This is a genomic window from Streptomyces sp. NPDC005551, assembly GCF_042871785.1.
In the GTDB taxonomy this organism is placed as follows: domain Bacteria; phylum Actinomycetota; class Actinomycetes; order Streptomycetales; family Streptomycetaceae; genus Streptomyces.
Genome location: NZ_JBIAJE010000011.1, coordinates 196,412 through 212,339 on the forward strand (window position 1 = coordinate 196,412; position 15,928 = coordinate 212,339).

At 73.1% G+C, this 15,928-nt stretch carries 14 protein-coding genes and 1 pseudogene; 9 read left to right on the top strand and 6 right to left on the bottom strand.

What is annotated here, in order from left to right:
• Positions 1-252: 252 nt before the first annotated feature.
• Entirely contained in the window at positions 253-2,532 is a 2,280-nt protein-coding gene (locus ACFYP4_RS29430) for a heavy metal translocating P-type ATPase (RefSeq protein ID WP_388789475.1), read from the bottom strand.
• Between the two features lie 84 nt (positions 2,533-2,616).
• Positions 2,617-2,901, bottom strand: coding sequence for a heavy-metal-associated domain-containing protein (locus ACFYP4_RS29435; protein ID WP_358850613.1), 285 nt, complete (start codon positions 2,899-2,901; stop codon positions 2,617-2,619).
• A gap of 182 nt (positions 2,902-3,083) precedes the next feature.
• On the opposite strand from ACFYP4_RS29435, the gene ACFYP4_RS29440 reads away from it, so the two are divergent.
• The 4 genes and pseudogenes from ACFYP4_RS29440 to ACFYP4_RS29455 all read left to right on the top strand — a co-directional run.
• Positions 3,084-4,061, top strand: coding sequence for a hypothetical protein (locus tag ACFYP4_RS29440; RefSeq protein ID WP_388789478.1), 978 nt, complete (start codon positions 3,084-3,086; stop codon positions 4,059-4,061).
• 116 nt (positions 4,062-4,177) lie between these two features.
• Positions 4,178-5,836 carry a molybdopterin-dependent oxidoreductase gene (locus ACFYP4_RS29445; RefSeq protein ID WP_358850615.1) on the top strand — a complete coding sequence of 553 codons (1,659 nt, stop codon included), beginning with the start codon at positions 4,178-4,180 and terminating at the stop codon, positions 5,834-5,836.
• A 135-nt stretch (positions 5,837-5,971) separates the two neighbouring features.
• Positions 5,972-6,622: a fasciclin domain-containing protein gene (locus ACFYP4_RS29450; protein ID WP_358850616.1), complete on the top strand. Its 651-nt coding sequence runs from the start codon at positions 5,972-5,974 to the stop codon at positions 6,620-6,622.
• 21 nt (positions 6,623-6,643) lie between these two features.
• Positions 6,644-6,808, top strand: a pseudogene (locus ACFYP4_RS29455) (anti-sigma factor domain-containing protein); the annotation flags it as partial.
• 8 nt (positions 6,809-6,816) lie between these two features.
• On the opposite strand, the gene ACFYP4_RS29460 reads toward ACFYP4_RS29455, so the two are convergent.
• Positions 6,817-7,719 carry an endonuclease/exonuclease/phosphatase family protein gene (locus ACFYP4_RS29460; protein WP_388789482.1) on the bottom strand — a complete coding sequence of 301 codons (903 nt, stop codon included), beginning with the start codon at positions 7,717-7,719 and terminating at the stop codon, positions 6,817-6,819.
• Between the two features lie 132 nt (positions 7,720-7,851).
• Here ACFYP4_RS29460 and ACFYP4_RS29465 point away from each other — a divergent pair, with 132 nt between their 5' ends.
• Entirely contained in the window at positions 7,852-8,760 is a 909-nt protein-coding gene (locus tag ACFYP4_RS29465) for an NAD-dependent protein deacetylase (RefSeq protein WP_388789485.1), read from the top strand.
• 156 nt (positions 8,761-8,916) lie between these two features.
• Here ACFYP4_RS29465 and ACFYP4_RS29470 read toward each other — a convergent pair whose 3' ends face one another.
• On the bottom strand, positions 8,917-9,693 hold the full coding sequence (locus ACFYP4_RS29470; RefSeq protein WP_358850619.1) for a crotonase/enoyl-CoA hydratase family protein: 777 nt from the start codon (positions 9,691-9,693) through the stop codon (positions 8,917-8,919).
• 72 nt (positions 9,694-9,765) lie between these two features.
• Between ACFYP4_RS29470 and ACFYP4_RS29475 the strand changes: the two genes are divergently transcribed.
• The 4 genes from ACFYP4_RS29475 to ACFYP4_RS29490 all read left to right on the top strand — a co-directional run bounded on the left by ACFYP4_RS29475 (position 9,766) and on the right by ACFYP4_RS29490 (position 12,899).
• Positions 9,766-11,130, top strand: a complete 1,365-nt coding sequence (locus ACFYP4_RS29475) for a PLP-dependent aminotransferase family protein (protein ID WP_358850620.1) — start codon at positions 9,766-9,768, stop codon at positions 11,128-11,130.
• A 191-nt stretch (positions 11,131-11,321) separates the two neighbouring features.
• Entirely contained in the window at positions 11,322-11,594 is a 273-nt protein-coding gene (locus ACFYP4_RS29480) for a GlsB/YeaQ/YmgE family stress response membrane protein (protein WP_358850621.1), read from the top strand.
• A 45-nt stretch (positions 11,595-11,639) separates the two neighbouring features.
• On the top strand, positions 11,640-12,092 hold the full coding sequence (locus ACFYP4_RS29485) for a SpoIIE family protein phosphatase (protein ID WP_388789514.1): 453 nt from the start codon (positions 11,640-11,642) through the stop codon (positions 12,090-12,092).
• A gap of 648 nt (positions 12,093-12,740) precedes the next feature.
• Positions 12,741-12,899, top strand: a complete 159-nt coding sequence (locus tag ACFYP4_RS29490) for a hypothetical protein (protein WP_358850622.1) — start codon at positions 12,741-12,743, stop codon at positions 12,897-12,899.
• A gap of 242 nt (positions 12,900-13,141) precedes the next feature.
• Here ACFYP4_RS29490 and ACFYP4_RS29495 read toward each other — a convergent pair whose 3' ends face one another.
• Both ACFYP4_RS29495 and ACFYP4_RS29500 read right to left on the bottom strand, forming a co-directional pair.
• Positions 13,142-14,035, bottom strand: a complete 894-nt coding sequence (locus ACFYP4_RS29495) for a lasso peptide biosynthesis B2 protein (protein ID WP_388789488.1) — start codon at positions 14,033-14,035, stop codon at positions 13,142-13,144.
• Positions 14,032-15,924, bottom strand: coding sequence for an albusnodin/ikarugamycin family macrolactam cyclase (locus ACFYP4_RS29500; RefSeq protein WP_388789491.1), 1,893 nt, complete (start codon positions 15,922-15,924; stop codon positions 14,032-14,034). The genes ACFYP4_RS29495 and ACFYP4_RS29500 overlap by 4 nt, the downstream gene beginning before the upstream one ends.
• Positions 15,925-15,928 lie beyond the last annotated feature (4 nt).

Genomic DNA, 15,928 nt, shown 5'->3' on the forward strand with positions numbered 1-15,928 from the left:
CGGCCCGCCCCGCGGCCACTGTTCCGTCGTACACGCACCCGAACGTCACCTGACCGCGTGCCTGTGCCTGTCTGCCCCGTAACCGTCGTCCGACGCCGGCAAAGACCTGTCCGTCTTCGCAGGCCGAGGGCCTCTTCCGGTCCGGGCGGACATTGTCCCAGACGGGCGGACGGATGATTCGGTACGGGGTCGGCGGCCGGACGTGCCGTCGCCCCCGCCCGGGTGGCCGGGGCGGGGGGAGGCGGGCGGGGCTCAGCCGCCGGCGCGGAAGGAACGCAGCCGCAGGCTGTTGCCGACGACGAAGACCGAGGAGAAGGCCATGGCCGCTCCGGCGATCATCGGGTTGAGCAGGCCGGCCGCGGCCAGCGGCAGGGCGGCGACGTTGTAGCCGAAGGCCCAGAAGAGGTTGGACCTGATGGTGCCCAGCGTCCTGCGGGACAGGCGGATCGCGTCGGCCGCCGCCCTGAGGTCACCGCGGACCAGGGTCAGGTCGCCGGCCTCGATCGCGGCGTCGGTGCCGGTGCCCATCGCCAGGCCGAGGTCGGCCTGGGCGAGGGCGGCCGCGTCGTTGACCCCGTCGCCGACCATGGCCACGCTGTGGCCCTCACGCTGGAGGCGCTTGACGATGTCGGCCTTGTCCTCGGGCATGACCTCGGAGACGACCTGCTCGATGCCGACCTCGGCGGCCACCGCTTCCGCGACGGCCCGGTTGTCGCCGGTCAGCAGGATCGGCGTCAGCCCGAGGGCCTTGAGGCGGGTGACGGCTTCGGCGCTGGTGTCCTTCACGGCGTCGGCGACCTCCAGGACCGCGCGGGCTTCCCCGTCCCAGGCCACCGCGATCACGGTCCGCCCCGCCGCCTCGGCCCGGTCCTTGGCCTCCTTCAGCGCGGCGGGCAGTTCGATCGCCCACTCGGCGAGCAGCCTCTCGCGCCCGACGAGGACGGCGTGGCCCTCGACCATTCCCTGGACGCCGAGTCCGGGAATGCCGGCGAAGTCCGTGGGGGTGGGCAGGGAGCCGGCCCTGGCTGCGGCGCCCTGGGCGACGGCCTGGGCGATGGGATGCTCGGAGGCGTGCTCCAGCGCGCCCGCCAGCCGCAGGACCTCGTTCTCCTCCCCGCCGTCGGCGGTGTGGACGGCCAAGAGGGTCATCCTGCCGGTGGTGACGGTGCCGGTCTTGTCCAGAACGATGGTGTCCACCTCGCGGGTCGACTCCAGGACCTCGGGCCCCTTGATCAGGATGCCGAGCTGGGCGCCGCGGCCGGTGCCCACCATCAGCGCGGTCGGCGTGGCAAGGCCCAGGGCGCACGGGCAGGCGATGATCAGTACGGCGACCGCGGCGGTGAACGCGGCGGTGAGACCCGCGCCGTTGCCCAGCCAGAACCCGAGCGTGGCGAGCGCGAGCGCGATGACGACGGGCACGAACACGGCGGAGATCCTGTCGGCGAGGCGCTGGGCGGCGGCCTTGCCGTTCTGCGCGTCCTCGACCAGCCGTCCCATCCGGGCCAACTGCGTGGCGGCGCCGACGCGGGTGGCCTCGACGACCAGGCGGCCCCCGGCGTTCAGGGTGGCACCGGTGACGGTGTCGCCGGCCGAGACTTCGACGGGGAGGGACTCGCCGGTCAGCATGGAGACGTCCACCGCGGAGGAACCCTCGACGACGGTGCCGTCGGTGGCGATCTTCTCGCCCGGCCGGACCACGAAGCGGTCCCCCACCCGCAGCTCGCCGGTCGGGACGCGCTCCTCACGGCCGCCGCGTAGCACGGTGACGTCCTTCGCGCCCAGTTCCAGCAGCGCCTTCAGCGCGGCGCCGGCCTTTCGCCTGGACCGTGCCTCGAAGTAGCGGCCCGCCAGGATGAACGCCGTCACACCGGCCGCGGCCTCCAGGTAAATGTTCCCCGAGCCGTCGGAGCGGGCGATGGTGAACTCGAAGGGGTGCGTCATCCCGGGCATGCCCGCCGTGCCGAGGAACAGCGCCCACAGGGACCACAGGAACGCCGCCGACGTGCCGACAGAGATCAGCGTGTCCATGGTGGCGGCGCCGTGCCGGGCGTTGGTGAACGCGGCCTTGTGGAAGGGCCAGGCCGCGTAGGTGACCACGGGCGCGGCCAGGGTCAGGGAGAGCCACTGCCAGTAGTCGAACTGCAGGGCCGGAACCATCGCCATCGCGATGACCGGCACGGACAGCAGCACCGCGGTCACCAGGCGCAGACGCAGCGGCCGCAGCCCGTCGTCGGCGCCCGGCCTCCCGTCGTCGGCTCTCGCGCCCGTGCCGGAATCCGGCCGGGAGGGTTCGGGTACGCGGGCGGTGTAGCCGGTGGCCTCGACCGTGCCGATGAGGTCCTCGACCGGGACCGAGGCGTCGAAGGTGACCTTGGCCTTCTCGGTGGCGTAGTTGACCGTGGCGCTCACCCCGTCCATGCGGTTGAGCTTCTTCTCGATCCGGGCCGCGCACGAGGCGCAGGTCATGCCGCCGATGGCGAGTTCGACCTCGGCGGCGACGGCGGCGACGGTGGTGGTGGCTGCGGTGCTCATGCGTGCTCCTGGTGGCGGCGGACGGCCGGGGCCTTCGTGGGGCCCCGGCGGGCCCGGGACGAGGAAGAAGGGGCGGGGAGCGGGTCAGGCCGCGCGGCCGGTGACCTGGTAGCCGGCGTCGTCCACGACGGCGGCGATCACCCGGTCGTCGAGGTCGGCGGCGCTGGTCACGGTGACCTGGCCGGAGGCGAGGTCCACCTCGACGCCGGCGACGCCGTCCACGGCGCCGACCGCCTTGGTGACCGTGTCCCTGCAGTGGCTGCAGGTCATACCCGCCACCGCGTACACGGTGCGGACGCCGCCGGTGGTCACCGGCGAAGCCGCGGTGGTGGAGCAGGTGTTGTCCGGGGAGCAGCAGGACGAAGACATGTGGTCCTCCAACGGAGATGGATACCCCATGGGGGTATCGTCGAGTGATCCAGGTATACCCCCGCCCCGTATGGAAAAGCAATCTCCGGCCCCGCTTGCATTGATACCCCCCGGGGGTATGCTCTGGTCCATCGAAGGCTCCAGCGCGCCGCTCCGGCGCACGCATGTCACGGGAGATCACCATGAACACCGCAGCCAAGACCGGCCTCTACGGCGCAGCCCTCGCGGTGGCCTTCACCGGCGCCTACGGCATGGGAGCGGCAGCCGGCCCGCTCACCGGCGAGGCCGCCACCGCCCCGCACGCCGCTCACCGGGAGGGAGACGGGAGGAACCACGAAGGCCGGCCCACCGGGCAGACGCCGCCCCTCCCGGGCGGACTGCAGATCTCCCAGGACGGGTACACCCTCGACCTGCTGACCCCCCGCCTGACCGCCGGCCGGACCACGGTTGTGCGTTTCGCCGTCAAGGACGAGGCCGGCAGGGCCGTCACCGGCTACACCACCGCCCACGACAGGGAACTGCACCTCATCGTGGCCTCACGCGATCTGAACACCTACCGCCACCTGCACCCGACCCGGGCCGCCGACGGCACCTGGAGCACCCCGGTCGACCTGCCCGCGGCAGGCGACTACCGCGTCTTCGCCGACTTCACCCCGGCGGGGCGGGGAGCCGGGCCCCTCACGCTGGGGGCGGACCTCGCCGCCGCCGGCTCCTACCTGCCCCAGGAGCTGCCCCCGCAGAAGGCCACGGCGGAGGTCGACGGCTACACCGTCACCCTCGACGGCGGCCTCACAGCCGGCAGGACAACCGGCCTGGCACTGAGCGTCGCGAAGGACGGCAAGCCCGTCACCGACCTCGAGCCCTACCTCGGCGCCTACGGACACCTGGTCGCCCTGCGCGCCGGAGACCTCGCCCACCTCCACGTCCACCCCGAGGGTGAACCCGGCGACGGCACCACCGAGCCCGGCCCCGGCATCTCCTTCATGGCCACCGCCCCCACCGACGGCACCTACCGCCTCTTCCTCGACTTCAAGCACCGAGGCACCGTCCGCACCGCCGCTTTCACCCTCTCCACCACCGGCCGCCCCGCCCCCGCCGCACAGCACCAGGACCAGGACCACACGGGCACCGGCACCGGCACCGGCACGGGACACCACTGACCAGCTCACGGCGTGATTGATACGAAGCTGCGCGGCGAAAGGTTTGGTCCGAAACCCAGGTTCCTTCGATGGGGTGAGCGGCCAATCCAAGAGCCGGTCCGTGCCGGATTCCCCATGTGAGCGAAGACCGGAAAGTGCCGAGGGCCCAGCCCGCCCGGCGTCGTTGTCTGCTCGGGGCCGTCAGCGGCCTCGTGGCGGGTTACACGGCGCTGGCGGTCGCAGAGCTGGTGTCCGCGGCCGTGCGGCCGCAGGCAGGACCCGTGGTCGCGGTGGGGTCCGCCGCCATCGACCGCACACCGGCCGCGGTCAAGGACTACGCGATCCGCCACTTCGGCACCAATGACAAACTCGTCCTGCAGCTCGGCATCCTGGCCGCCCTGACGGCTCTCGCCCTGCTTCTCGGAGTACTGGCCGCATACCGGCGCAGGACCGGGGCAGCGGGCGTGCTGCTGTTCGGAGTGGTGGGCGCGTGGGCTGCGACGAGCCGTCCCGACTCCACGAGCTGGACGGACGCCCTTCCCTCCGCGGTCGGCGCGATCGCCGCGGCCGGCGTGCTGTACGTGCTGATGGGAAGGCTTGGCCCCGCCGGGGCCGCACACACGCCCGCGCCGGACCCCCAGCCGCGCGGGGACACCCCCGCGGCCGTCGGGCCGGCCGGTCCGGCCGCCGCGACGCGGGAAGCAGGCTGGGACCGGCGCGGGTTCATCATCGCGGCCACCGCCGCCGCGACGGCCTCCACCGCCGCGGGGGCCGTCGGGCGGACGCTCAACAACTCCCGCGGCCAGAGCGCCGTGGCCTCACGCGACAACCTGGTCCTCCCGGCTCCGGCGTCGGCCGCCGCCCCGGTGCCGAAAGGGGCTCAGCTGCGCATCCCCGGCGTCAGTTCGTTCGTGACACCGAACAAGGACTTCTACCGGGTGGACACCGCGCTGGTCGTACCGAAGGTCGACGCCGGCACCTGGCGGCTGCGGATTCACGGCAAGGGCGTGAGCCGCCCCATGACTCTCACCTTCGACGACCTGCTGCGCCGTGAACTCGTCGAGCGGCACATCACCCTGACGTGCGTCTCCAACGAGGTCGGCGGCCCGTACGTGGGCAACGCCCGCTGGATCGGCGTACGGCTCGCCGACCTCCTGACCGAATGCGGAGTGAAACCGCCCGCCAGGGGCGGCCCGGCCGACCAGCTGGTGGCCCGTTCGGTCGACGGCATGACCATCGGGAGCCCGGTCGAGGACGTCATGGACGGCCGTGACGCGCTCCTCGCGGTCGGCATGAACGGCGAGCCGCTGCCCTTCGAGCACGGCTTCCCGGTCCGCATGCTGGTGCCGGGCCTGTACGGCTACGTGTCGGCCTGCAAGTGGATCGAGGACATCGAACTCACCACGTTCGACGCCTACGACCCGTACTGGGTGAAGCGGAAGTGGGCCCGCAGGGCGCCCATCAAGACCCAGACGCGGATCGACACCCCCAAGCCGTTCGCCCGCCCCGCGGCCGGAACCGTCATGGTCGCCGGGGTCGCCTGGGCCCAGCACCGCGGCATCGACAACGTCGAGGTCCGCATCGACGACGGCCCCTGGCAGCGGGCCGACCTGGCCGCCGAGGACACCCGCGACACCTGGCGCCAGTGGTCCCTGCCCTGGAAGGCCACCCGGGGCGCCCACACCCTGACCGTGCGGGCCACCGACCGCACCGGCCGGACCCAGACCCAGCGGCGCACCCGCACCATCCCCGACGGAGCCAGTGGACGGCACTCGGTGGTGGTCACCGTCGACTGACCACGCCCGCGGGTGGCCACCGTCGGCTGACCGCGCCCGCCCCCCTCCACGACGCGCCCCTCCCCTCTGATCCCCGATCACAACCTCCGCATCACATCTCAAGATCCCCGTTCACATCCCAACAGGAGACATCTCATGAACACCCGTATCCGCCGTGCCGCCGTAGCCGTCGCCGCCGCCGCCGTCCTGCCCATCGCCCTGACCGCCTGTTCGGACGACGGCAAGGACACCTCCTCCTCCAGCTCCGGCAAGTCCTCCTCCGCCGCGAGCGAGAAGGCCACCGACAGCCCCGCCGACACGGCCGCCATGGACGAGCCGTTCGGCCCGGCCTGCTCCACGGTCCCCAAGAACGGCGCCGGCTCCTTCAACGGCATGGCAAAGGACCCGGTCGCCACCGCCGCCTCCAACAACCCGGCCCTGTCCACACTGGTGACCGCCGTCAAGAAGGCCGGTCTGGTCGACACCCTCAACAACGCCGAGGACATCACCGTGTTCGCGCCGACCAACGACGCCTTCGCGAAGATCCCCAAGGCCACCCTGGACAAGGTCCTGGCCGACAAGGCGCAGCTGACGAAGATCCTCACCTACCACGTCGTGGGCCAGAAGCTCACGCCCAAGGACCTGGAGAGCGGCTCCTACCCCACCCTGGAGAAGTCCGAGCTGACCGTCTCGGGCTCCGGCGAGTCCTACACCGTCAACGACTCCGCCAAGGTCGTCTGCGGCAACGTCAAGACCGCCAACGCCAACGTGTACATCATCGACACCGTCCTGATGCCCAAGAGCTGACCGGCGGATCGCGACGGCGGCACCATGCGGCCGGCCGGACTCATCAACGCCCGGGATGCCGTCTCCGCCGTCCTGATGAGCGGGCAGGTCGGCGACGCGTCCGGCATGGGGCTCACCCTCGAGCCCGCCGGGGGCTCACCCGAGCCGACGTCCTCACCGATCGTCCTGATGCCATTCCCCGCCTGACATCCGCATCACCGCTGCCGCACGCGGCGCGCGGTGTCCGCGGTGCCGTCCCCGCCCGGGCTTCCGGGCCGGGGACGGGAGACGCTCCGCAGGTCCGCGTGGAGCAGGTGGTGGTCGGAGTACGGGGTGGGATGCACGCGGTGCTCCAGCGGTGCGAGGCCGCGCAGAAAGACGTAGTCGAACGTGCTCTGCCAGTCGGTCGTCGGCTCGCACGTGCCGGCGGACGAGGGACTGCACCGGGGGTCCGTGTCCGCGGCCAGTGCCCACATCCCGGCCAGTTCGGGGGCGTCCGGCACGGCGTTGAAGTCGCCGAGGACGATCGCGCGGTCGTACCGGGCGACGGCTGCGGCGAGTACGCCGGTCTGGGCTGCCCGCACCGTCTCCTGGCGCCGCTGGGCGAGGTGGGTGTTGAAGACCCGGACGGGAAGGCCGCCCACGGTGGTGGTGACGGCCATGTACCCGCGGTCCTCGGAGCCGCCGTCGGGGTACTCCACGCTGACGGCGCCGGTCATCGGCGCCGCCGACAGAACCGCCTGGCCGAAGGCCCCCGGGCTCCACAGCGCTCCCCCGCAGCGTCCCCAGTCGCGCAGCACCGTCCCGTACTCGACGTGGTAGACCAGCCCGTACCGGCTCTCCAGATGGTCCCGGATCCTCTCGACGTCCCGCACGCACGCTTCCTGCAGGCCGATGACCTGGGGCGCGTACGTGGCGATCGCCGCCGCCCGGTCGGCGTTGTCCGCCTCGCAGGGGTTGCAGATGTTCCACGTCATGACCCGGTTCGGTACGACGTCCGCGGCGTCCACGGGCAGCGGTCCGGCGAAGGGGACCCCGCTCGGGGTGCTGGGGCCGAGGAGCACCGTGCAGGCCACGGCCAAGGCACCCGCGAGCAACCGCGTGCGCCTACCGAACACCCTCGCCTCCCCGCAGCGGACGCCGCCGGCAACCGGCGTCTGACGCCCCAGGGTAGGGGACGGCGTCGCCGGCATCAGGGTCCGGGGCCGCGCTCACCTCTGCTTGAGGGGGGTGTTCCGTACCCTTGCGGCATGCGGATGCGTCCCACTCTGAGCTGGACCCCCACCGGGGACCTGCCGCCGGGCACCACGGACCTGGAACCGGTCGCCCGGGCGCTGGGCGCCGGCGGTGTGCTGGTCCTCAGCGGGGCGGGCCTGTCCACGGAGTCGGGGATCCCCGACTACCGGGGCGTGGGCGGGAGCCTGAGCCGGCACACCCCGATGACCTATCAGGACTTCACGGCCGGTGCCGCGGCCCGGCGCCGGTACTGGGCGCGCAGCCACCTCGGCTGGCGCACCTTCGGCCGCGCCCGCCCCAACGCCGGGCACCGGGCCGTCGCCGCGTTCGCGCGGCACGGCCTGCTCACCGGTGTGATCACCCAGAACGTCGACGGCCTGCACCAGGCCGCCGGCAGTGACAGCGTCGTGGAACTCCACGGAAGCCTGGAGCGGGTCGTCTGCCTGTCCTGCGGCGCCCTGAGCCCGCGCCGCGCACTGGCCCGGCGGCTGGAGGAGGCCAACGCGGGCTTCGCGCCGGTTGCCGCCGGAGTCAACCCGGACGGGGACGCCGACCTCACCGACGAGCAGGTCGGGGACTTCCGCGTGGTGCCCTGCACGGTCTGCGGCGGCATCCTCAAACCGGACGTGGTGTTCTTCGGCGAGGCCGTTCCGCCGCAGCGGGTCGAGCACTGCCGCACGCTGGTGCGTGAGGCGGCCTCGCTGCTGGTCCTGGGCTCCTCGCTGACGGTGATGTCGGGGCTGCGGTTCGTCCGCCAGGCGGCCGGGGACGGAAAGCCGGTACTGATCATCAACCGGGACCCGACCCGGGGCGACCCGCACGCCGTCACCCGCGTCGCGCTTCCGCTGGGCGCGGCCCTCGCCGCCCTGGCCGACCGGCTGGGCATCCCCGCGGACGGCGGGGCGGCGGCCGGGGCGAGGTGACGGGCCGGGCGCGGTCCCCCGCCCGCGCTCCGGCCGAGCCGCCCCCGGCGCAGCCGGCGACGATGCCCCCGGGGCCGCGGACGCGGCAGAGCCGACATCTGTTTCCGTACTGCGCCGGTTCGCCGACGGGTCCGGCGCCGTCCGGGCGGGTGTCGTTCAGCGGATTGGGGCCCGGCGGTCGAGGAATCGCCGCAGCCCGTCGCGTACGCCGTCGGTGGGCACGGTGGCGGCGAAGCAGGCCGCCTCGACGGCGAGTCCCTCGTCGATGGGCAGGTTGACGCCGCGGGTGACCGCGCGCAGGCAGGCCGCCACCGCCGTCGGCGCGTGCCGGACGATCCGGTCGGCCACATCCCTTGCGGTGTCGAGGAGCTCCCCGCCCGGTACGACGGCGTTGACGAGGCCGATCTCCGCGGCCCGGGCGGCCGGGAGCGGATCGCCGGTCAGGATCATCTCGAGGGCGCGTTTGCGGCCCACGTGCCGCGGCAGCCGCTGGGAGCCGCCGAAGGGAGGCGGGAAGCCGAGGGAGACCTCCGGTTTGGCGAAGGTGGCGTGCTGGGCGGCGATCGCCAGCGGAGCCGCCTCCGTGATCTCGCAACCACCGCCGTAGGCGAGGCCGTTGACGGCGACGATCACCGGTTTGGGGAATTCCTCGATCCGCCGGGTCAGCGCCTGGCCCCGCCGGACGATCTCGCGGAGGGCGCGCTCGGGCCCGCCGGCGATGCTCCCCGCCAGGGACTCGATGTCCGCGCCGGCGCTGAAGGCCCTGTCCCCCGCGCCGGTCAGGACGATCGCCCGGACGCAGTCGTCGGCTTCCACGCGGTCCAGGCACGCGAGCAACGCGTCGATCGTCGGGTAGTCGAGGGCGTTGAGCTTGTGTTCCCTGTCGATGGTGACCGTGACGACGTGCTCGTCCCGGTCGATGTGGACGGTCATGACGTCCGCTCCGTTCCGTCTGGGCTGGGACGCAGCCGACGCTAGGAGCCGTAATCTGTGACGGTCCACTCATTGTCCTGGATACAGACGGGTACGGTGTCCGTGCGGCCGGCGTCCTACAAGGCGATCGTCGACGAGTTCGCCGCGCACATCAGGTCCGGCGCGCTGCAGGCGGGCGCCCGCCTGCCGACGCACCGCACGCTCGCCCGCGAACGGCGGATCGCCCTGGCCACGGCCACCCGGGTCTACGCCGAACTCGCCGCCATGGGCCTGGTGGTGGGGGAACCGGGCCGCGGGACGTTCGTGCGGGTGCGGCCCGCCTACGACGGCCTCGAACCCTCGCGTGTCCTGCCGGTGCCGCGGGTCGCGGACCTGTCGTTCAACCAGCCGCAGGACGAGGGCCAGGCCGCCCGGCTGCGGCAGACGCTGCGGGAGCTCTCCGTCTCGGGGCAGGCCGGGGCGCTGCTCCGCCAGGACCCGCCGGGCGGGCGGCTGCGCGAGCGGGCTGTCGTGGCGACGTACCTGCTGGGCCGGGGGATCGACACGGCGCCGGCGAACGTCCTGCTCACCAACGGCGCCCAGCAGGCGCTCGATTGCGTGCTGCGCTCCTTGACCGTGCCCGGTGACGTCATCGCGGTCGACGCGCTCAGCTACCCCGGCATCAAGCTGCTCGCCGCCGCCCACGGGCTCGACATGGTGCCGGTCCCGGTCACGGCGTCGGGGCCCGACCTCGCCGCGCTCGACGGCCTGTGCCGCACGCGGCCCGTCCGCGTGATCTATGCGATGCCGACCCTGCACAACCCGCTCGGCTGGGTCCTGGACGAGGAACAGCGGGAGCGTCTTGTCACCCTGGCCCGTGCACACGACTGCGTGATCCTGGAGGACGGCACCTACGCCTTCCTGGAAGCGTCGGCGCCTCCTCCCCTTCAGGCCCTCGCTCCCGAACGCACCTGCTACGTCGCCGGACTGTCGAAGAACGTGGCTGCCGGTCTGCGGTTCGGCTTCGCCGTCCTGCCCGGCCACCACGTGGCGGCCGTCACCAGGAGCCTGCGCGTGGCGGCCTGGGGTGCTCCGGGACTCATGACCGCGCTCGCCACCGGCTGGCTGGCCGACGGCAGCGTCACCCGCTGGGAAGAGGACCGCAGGGGTGACGCGGCCGCCCGGCAGGGCATCGCCCGCGCCGCGCTCGCCGGGATGTCTCTCACGGCGCATCCCGTCTCCTACCTGGTCTGGCTCGGTCTGGAGGCGCACCAGCGCCCGGACCACGTCGCGGCGTTGCTCGCCCGGGCGGGCATCCTCGTGTCCACCGCGGACGCCTTCGCCACCGGCGCCCACCGTCCGCGGGCACTGCGGCTGGCGCTCGCCACGCCGCCCAGGGGCGAGCTGGGGATTGTGCTGCGGCGCCTGCGGGACGTGCTCGACGCGATCCCGCCGTGACGGGCTGTCAACGCCCTGCCCGGCCCGGCCTGTCCGCCGGCGCCGGGCCCGTGCGGGGTGCGGACGCCGGCTCGCCGTCCTTCCGGACCGGCGGCCGGCGGGACCGCAATACGAAGGAGACGTTTGTTCGGGCGCGGACGGTGCAGACGGTGTGCTGACACAGTCTTTACACGATCAGACGGAGACACAGCATGGGCATCATCGCGTGGATCATCATCGGCCTGCTCGCCGGCGCCATCGCCAAGGCCCTGATGCCGGGCAAGGACCCGGGCGGCATCATCATCACCATGCTCATCGGCATCGCCGGCGCCCTGCTCGGCGGCTGGCTCGGCAAGGTCGTCTTCGGCGTCGACTCCATCGACGGGTTCTTCGAACTCTCCACCTGGATCGCCGCGATCCTCGGCTCCGTCATCCTGCTCGCCATCTACCGCCTCGTCACCGGCAAGCGCCACCGTCACGCGTAACACGCCAGGCGGCAACACCCCGACACACGCGGACGGCTCCCTCCCCTGCTCGCAGGGTGGGAGCCGTCCGCGTGTGCGTTCCGTACTTCTACGACATCGTCCCCACCAGTCCCCACCACTGGGGCCTGGTCATCGGCGACGTCTGCGGCAAGGGGCCCCCAGGCCGCGGCCCTGACCGGCCTGGTGCGGCACACCGCCCGCGCCGCCCGGCGGTGGGACCCCGAATCCCGCAGCGTCCTGCGGGCCGTCAACGCCGCGATCGTCGCCGACCACCCCGCCCAGCGCTTCTGCACGGCCGCCTACGCCGACCTGGACCTCAGCACCTCACCGGCCCGCCTGCGCCTGACTCTGGGCGAGGACGGCATCCGCGACATCCTCACCCGTACCCACCGCTCGTCCGCCGCCGCCACCGTCGCCGCGCTCGAGGAGGAAGTCCTCGGCTACAGCCCGGTACCACCGGGCGACGACTTCGCCGTCCTGGCCCTGCGCATCACCTGAGCCGCGCGGGCGGCCGGCCGCCGAGCACACGGCGATCCGCCACCGCGCCGCGGCACCCTGATCCCGCGATCCGCGGACCTGTTCCCGCCACGCACGGTACGGCCGGACCGGGCCTCGCCGACGCACCGTCAGCGCCGGCTTCCCAGCACCCAAACACCCATCCTGCAAGGTGACTTACGTCACACCGCAGGGATGTGGGGTGCCCGTTCGTGTGCGGGAGCCGCCGCACCGCGTCTCGTACGTCGCGTTATTCGATGCGCGCGGCCCGCGCTCACCCTCGGTCCGCCTTCGAATTCGGGCGGCACGGCGCTGCCGGGCACGGACCGAGGGCGAAGAGCGGTCCGCCGGGGCCGCCCGGGCGGGAGGGCTGCCCGTGCCGCTCCCGCGCGGGTGAAGCGGCGGACGGAGAGCGGTCTCAATTTTCGTTTAACGAGCCGCCGTCATCGACTTCCCACCGCATTCCAGCAAATCGAAGTACACACAGGAGCGGGACCAGAAAATGGGGATCCTGGTGCACATGAGAGTCCGTCAAAGGCCCATTGCCTTCCGGTGGATCGGCGGCAACACTGGTCTTTACACGGAGTCGATGCCGCATTCCCGTATCCCCGGGAAAGGGTGTCGGCGCGTGGGAAAGTGAGGTGAAGTCGGATGGGCATGGAAATGACGATGACCACCCGCTGGACGGTCTCCGTGCACTGGCAGCACGTGCGGATGGTCATCATCGTCATCGTCCTCGTGCTCCTGAGTGTGACGACTCATGGGCACGGTGACACGACACTGCTCGACGCGCTGTTGCCGCGCGTCTGAGGGATGGTCCGATCCCTGCGGGGGGCGGTTGCCGGGTGACCGGTGACCGCCCCTTCGCTTTGTCAGGTTAGCGCACAAAGCCTGGTCACTGAAGGGGAATCCACTCGAATTCTCCGCGGCGCTCTTGGAACTATCCGGTAGTGAGCGCTCCGGAGTGTCAGGCGTGTGCGAATTGAACGGCGTACGGCGGGAAGGGATCACGGGCGGCGGCCCGTCACCGGTTCCGGTCGCGCAATGCGTGATCACACGGAAAGGACGCGACGGAATTCGGCGTTGCCGTACTCGCCGGGTGATGTGACGGGGACTCCCTGCGCCTCCACCCAGGCGTGGAAGCGGTAGGGGTCGTCCGCCGTGCCGAGGCACCACACCGCGCGCCGGCCGGTGAACGCCAGGACCGCGAGGGTGGCGAGCGAGAGTTCCAGGCACGCGGCCCGCCCGGGATACAGCTGGGCGGCGCGCCGGACCGCGGCGAGCGAGGCGGCCGCCTGACTCGGCGTCGCCTCCCGCCGGCACCAGGCGTGTGCGGTCCAGGTCACGGTGCGCAGGACGGCACGCAACGGCAGCCGGATCAGCAGGAGGGCCCCGAGGAGGCCGAGCAGGCCGAGGGTTGCCGCCACGGCGCCGCGGACGGTGCGGGCGTTGTCCGCCCGCACCGGGGAGGCGGCCATGGTCATCTGCGCTGCCGGCAGCGGGGCTCGGGCCCCGGGCGGGCCCGGCACGGCGGCCCTCCCGTGCTCGGGTGCCGGGGACCGCGCCGGTGCGGGCGCCGCGGGCGGAGCGGAAGCCGCGCGTACGGCGGGAGCCGGGGGCGCTGCGGCCGGGTTCGCCTGCTCGCGGATCCCCGCCGCGGGGGTTGTCGGCGCGGGGGCTCCGGCAGCCAGGAGGCCGCGGCCGATCAGGTCGTCGGCGAGCCGGCGGGCGTCACCGCGGAGCCGGTCGTGGTGCAGGTCCGGGTAGCGGCGGGCCAGGACGAGGACCGCGGAGTCGAAGTCCCCGCTGCGGCTCCATTCCCGCCACAGCGTCCGGGCGATCGGGTTCATCGCGAAGCAGTGGCCCGAGCGCACGTCCAGCAGGACGCTGCCGCCGTGGGGCGAGGTGCTCTCGCGGACGTGCTCGGAGGCGCGCAGCCGCGTCATCGCCGCTCCTGCGCGCTGTCGTGGGCCGTCAGCCACATGTCCGCTGCGAGCAGGCGGTTGAGCGCCGGGAACGGTACCGGGAGTCCAGCGACCGCGCGGTCCAGTGAGGCGATCACCCGCGACGGTTCGATGATGTGGAGGTCGGCCAACGGGGATCGGGCGAGCCGTGCTCTGATGTCGGCCGCTGAGCGGCGGGCGCCCCGGTAGTTCTCGGCCGCGTAGTCGCCCTTGGTCCTGCGCCGCAGCACGGGCTGCGGGACCAGTCCGCTCAGCGCGGCTGCCAGCAGCGGCTTGGCGGTGTACGGGTCGGTGCGGCGCGGCAGTGGGAGGCGGGTGCAGGCCCGGACGACGTCGCTGTCCAGGAAGGGGGCCTGCGGCCAGATCCCGAACGCGCGGGCTGTGGCGGTCAACTGGGCCTGTACGGCTGCGGAGTTGCGCAGCTCGCACAGGACGGCCCGGGTGCCTGGTGTCACGGGTGCGGGCGCGCGGCCGGCCGCGTGGGCGCACTCCTGTGCCCGTTCGGCCAGGTGGCGGCGGGCGTCGGTGGTCAGCCAGGCCGTCTCGGGTCCCGGGGCGGGCCACCAGGCGACCGCGTCCGCCCACTGCGGCGGGTGGTGCGGGGGGTGGTCCAGCAGCGTCGCCAGTTCCCTCAGTGCCTTGTGCACGGGTGTGCGCGTCAGGCGCAGGGCCCGCACGACCAGGCTCGCCGGGGAGAGCTGCCGCATCCGGGCCAGCGCACGCGCGTCGTGGACGAGCCGGCGCGCTCCGGCGCTGGCTGCGAGGTCGGCGAGGTAGGAGGGCGGTGCCGCCAGCAGGGCGTCGCCGCCCTCGCCGGTCAGGTGGATGCCGGGGCCACCGTGCGCGATGTGCTGGAGTCGCAGCCGCAGGCGGGCGCCGATCACCGCGGCCGGGTCGGGCTGGTCGGTGGGGCGCTGCGTGTGCATGGCGCTGTAGGGCAGTGCGGCCTCGGTGCCCCGGGTGACGGCCAGCCGGATCGCGGGGGTCCGCTCGACGTAGGCCAGGGCGTGTTCGAGGTCGCCCGCCGGCGCGTCGGGGTGATGGTAGACGAAGGCGTCCAGGGGCCGGCCGGCCGTGCGGGCGGCCAGGAAGGCCAGCGAGGTGGAGTCCAGTCCGCCGCTGAGGTCCGAGGTGAGCCGCGGGGCACTGCCGGTGCGCAGGGTCACCGCGCGGGTCAGCGACGACCGCAGGCGGTCCGCGCTTTCCTCGAACCCCGCAGCGGGGTCGGGGCCGAGGTCGTCGTACGTCCAGTGGGTGAGAGTGCCGCAGGGTTCGATCCTCAGGGCCTGGCCGCCGCCGAGGCGGCGGACACCGGCTAACGCCGTTCTTCCTTCGGTGAGTTCGGGTACGGCGGGGCAGAAGATCTGCGCGGCGAGTGCTGCCGTGTCGACGTGGGCGGCTGTTCCCGACAGCATCGCCGCGGTCCTTGCCCGGGTGGACAGGGCCGTGCTGTGGCCGTGCTGGGCGTAGTAGAGGGGAAACTGGCCCGCCGGGTCGGCGTACGCGGTGAGGTGGCCGTCGTCCTGGATCACTATGAGCAGGTAGGCGCCCGGCCACCGGGTCAGCCTCTCCCAGCGGCCGTCTTGCGCCGCGCCGCGCAGGTCCTGAGCCATCGTCGGCTCGTCCGCGAGGCACTGGCCGACCGCGACGAGCCGTGCGTGTGCGCACTGGGCGGTGCGCACCTCGCCGGGGTGCCAGGGGCCCCAGGACCACAGGCGGCGTTCGCCGGGCCACACTCCGGTGGCCCAGCCCGGTGGCGGGGGCGGTGTCGGTGAGAGGAGTCCGGCGAGGGTGGGGCCGTGCGGAGGAGGGAGGGCGGAGGGTGGGCAGTGGATGCCGGGGGACGCGGCGGGTGCCGCAGGACGGGGCATGACA

What these genes read in the sequence shown, in the direction of transcription:
- ACFYP4_RS29430 (WP_388789475.1), bottom strand. Translation starts at nt 2,532, where the DNA reads ATGAGCACCGCAGCCACCACCACCGTCGCCGCCGTCGCCGCCGAGGTC.
- ACFYP4_RS29435 (WP_358850613.1), bottom strand. Translation starts at nt 2,901, where the DNA reads ATGTCTTCGTCCTGCTGCTCCCCGGACAACACCTGCTCCACCACCGCG.
- ACFYP4_RS29440 (WP_388789478.1), top strand. Translation starts at nt 3,084, where the DNA reads ATGAACACCGCAGCCAAGACCGGCCTCTACGGCGCAGCCCTCGCGGTG.
- ACFYP4_RS29450 (WP_358850616.1), top strand. Translation starts at nt 5,972, where the DNA reads ATGAACACCCGTATCCGCCGTGCCGCCGTAGCCGTCGCCGCCGCCGCC.
- ACFYP4_RS29465 (WP_388789485.1), top strand. Translation starts at nt 7,852, where the DNA reads ATGCGGATGCGTCCCACTCTGAGCTGGACCCCCACCGGGGACCTGCCG.
- ACFYP4_RS29470 (WP_358850619.1), bottom strand. Translation starts at nt 9,693, where the DNA reads ATGACCGTCCACATCGACCGGGACGAGCACGTCGTCACGGTCACCATC.
- ACFYP4_RS29480 (WP_358850621.1), top strand. Translation starts at nt 11,322, where the DNA reads ATGGGCATCATCGCGTGGATCATCATCGGCCTGCTCGCCGGCGCCATC.
- ACFYP4_RS29490 (WP_358850622.1), top strand. Translation starts at nt 12,741, where the DNA reads ATGGGCATGGAAATGACGATGACCACCCGCTGGACGGTCTCCGTGCAC.
- ACFYP4_RS29495 (WP_388789488.1), bottom strand. Translation starts at nt 14,035, where the DNA reads ATGACGCGGCTGCGCGCCTCCGAGCACGTCCGCGAGAGCACCTCGCCC.
- ACFYP4_RS29500 (WP_388789491.1), bottom strand. Translation starts at nt 15,924, where the DNA reads ATGCCCCGTCCTGCGGCACCCGCCGCGTCCCCCGGCATCCACTGCCCA.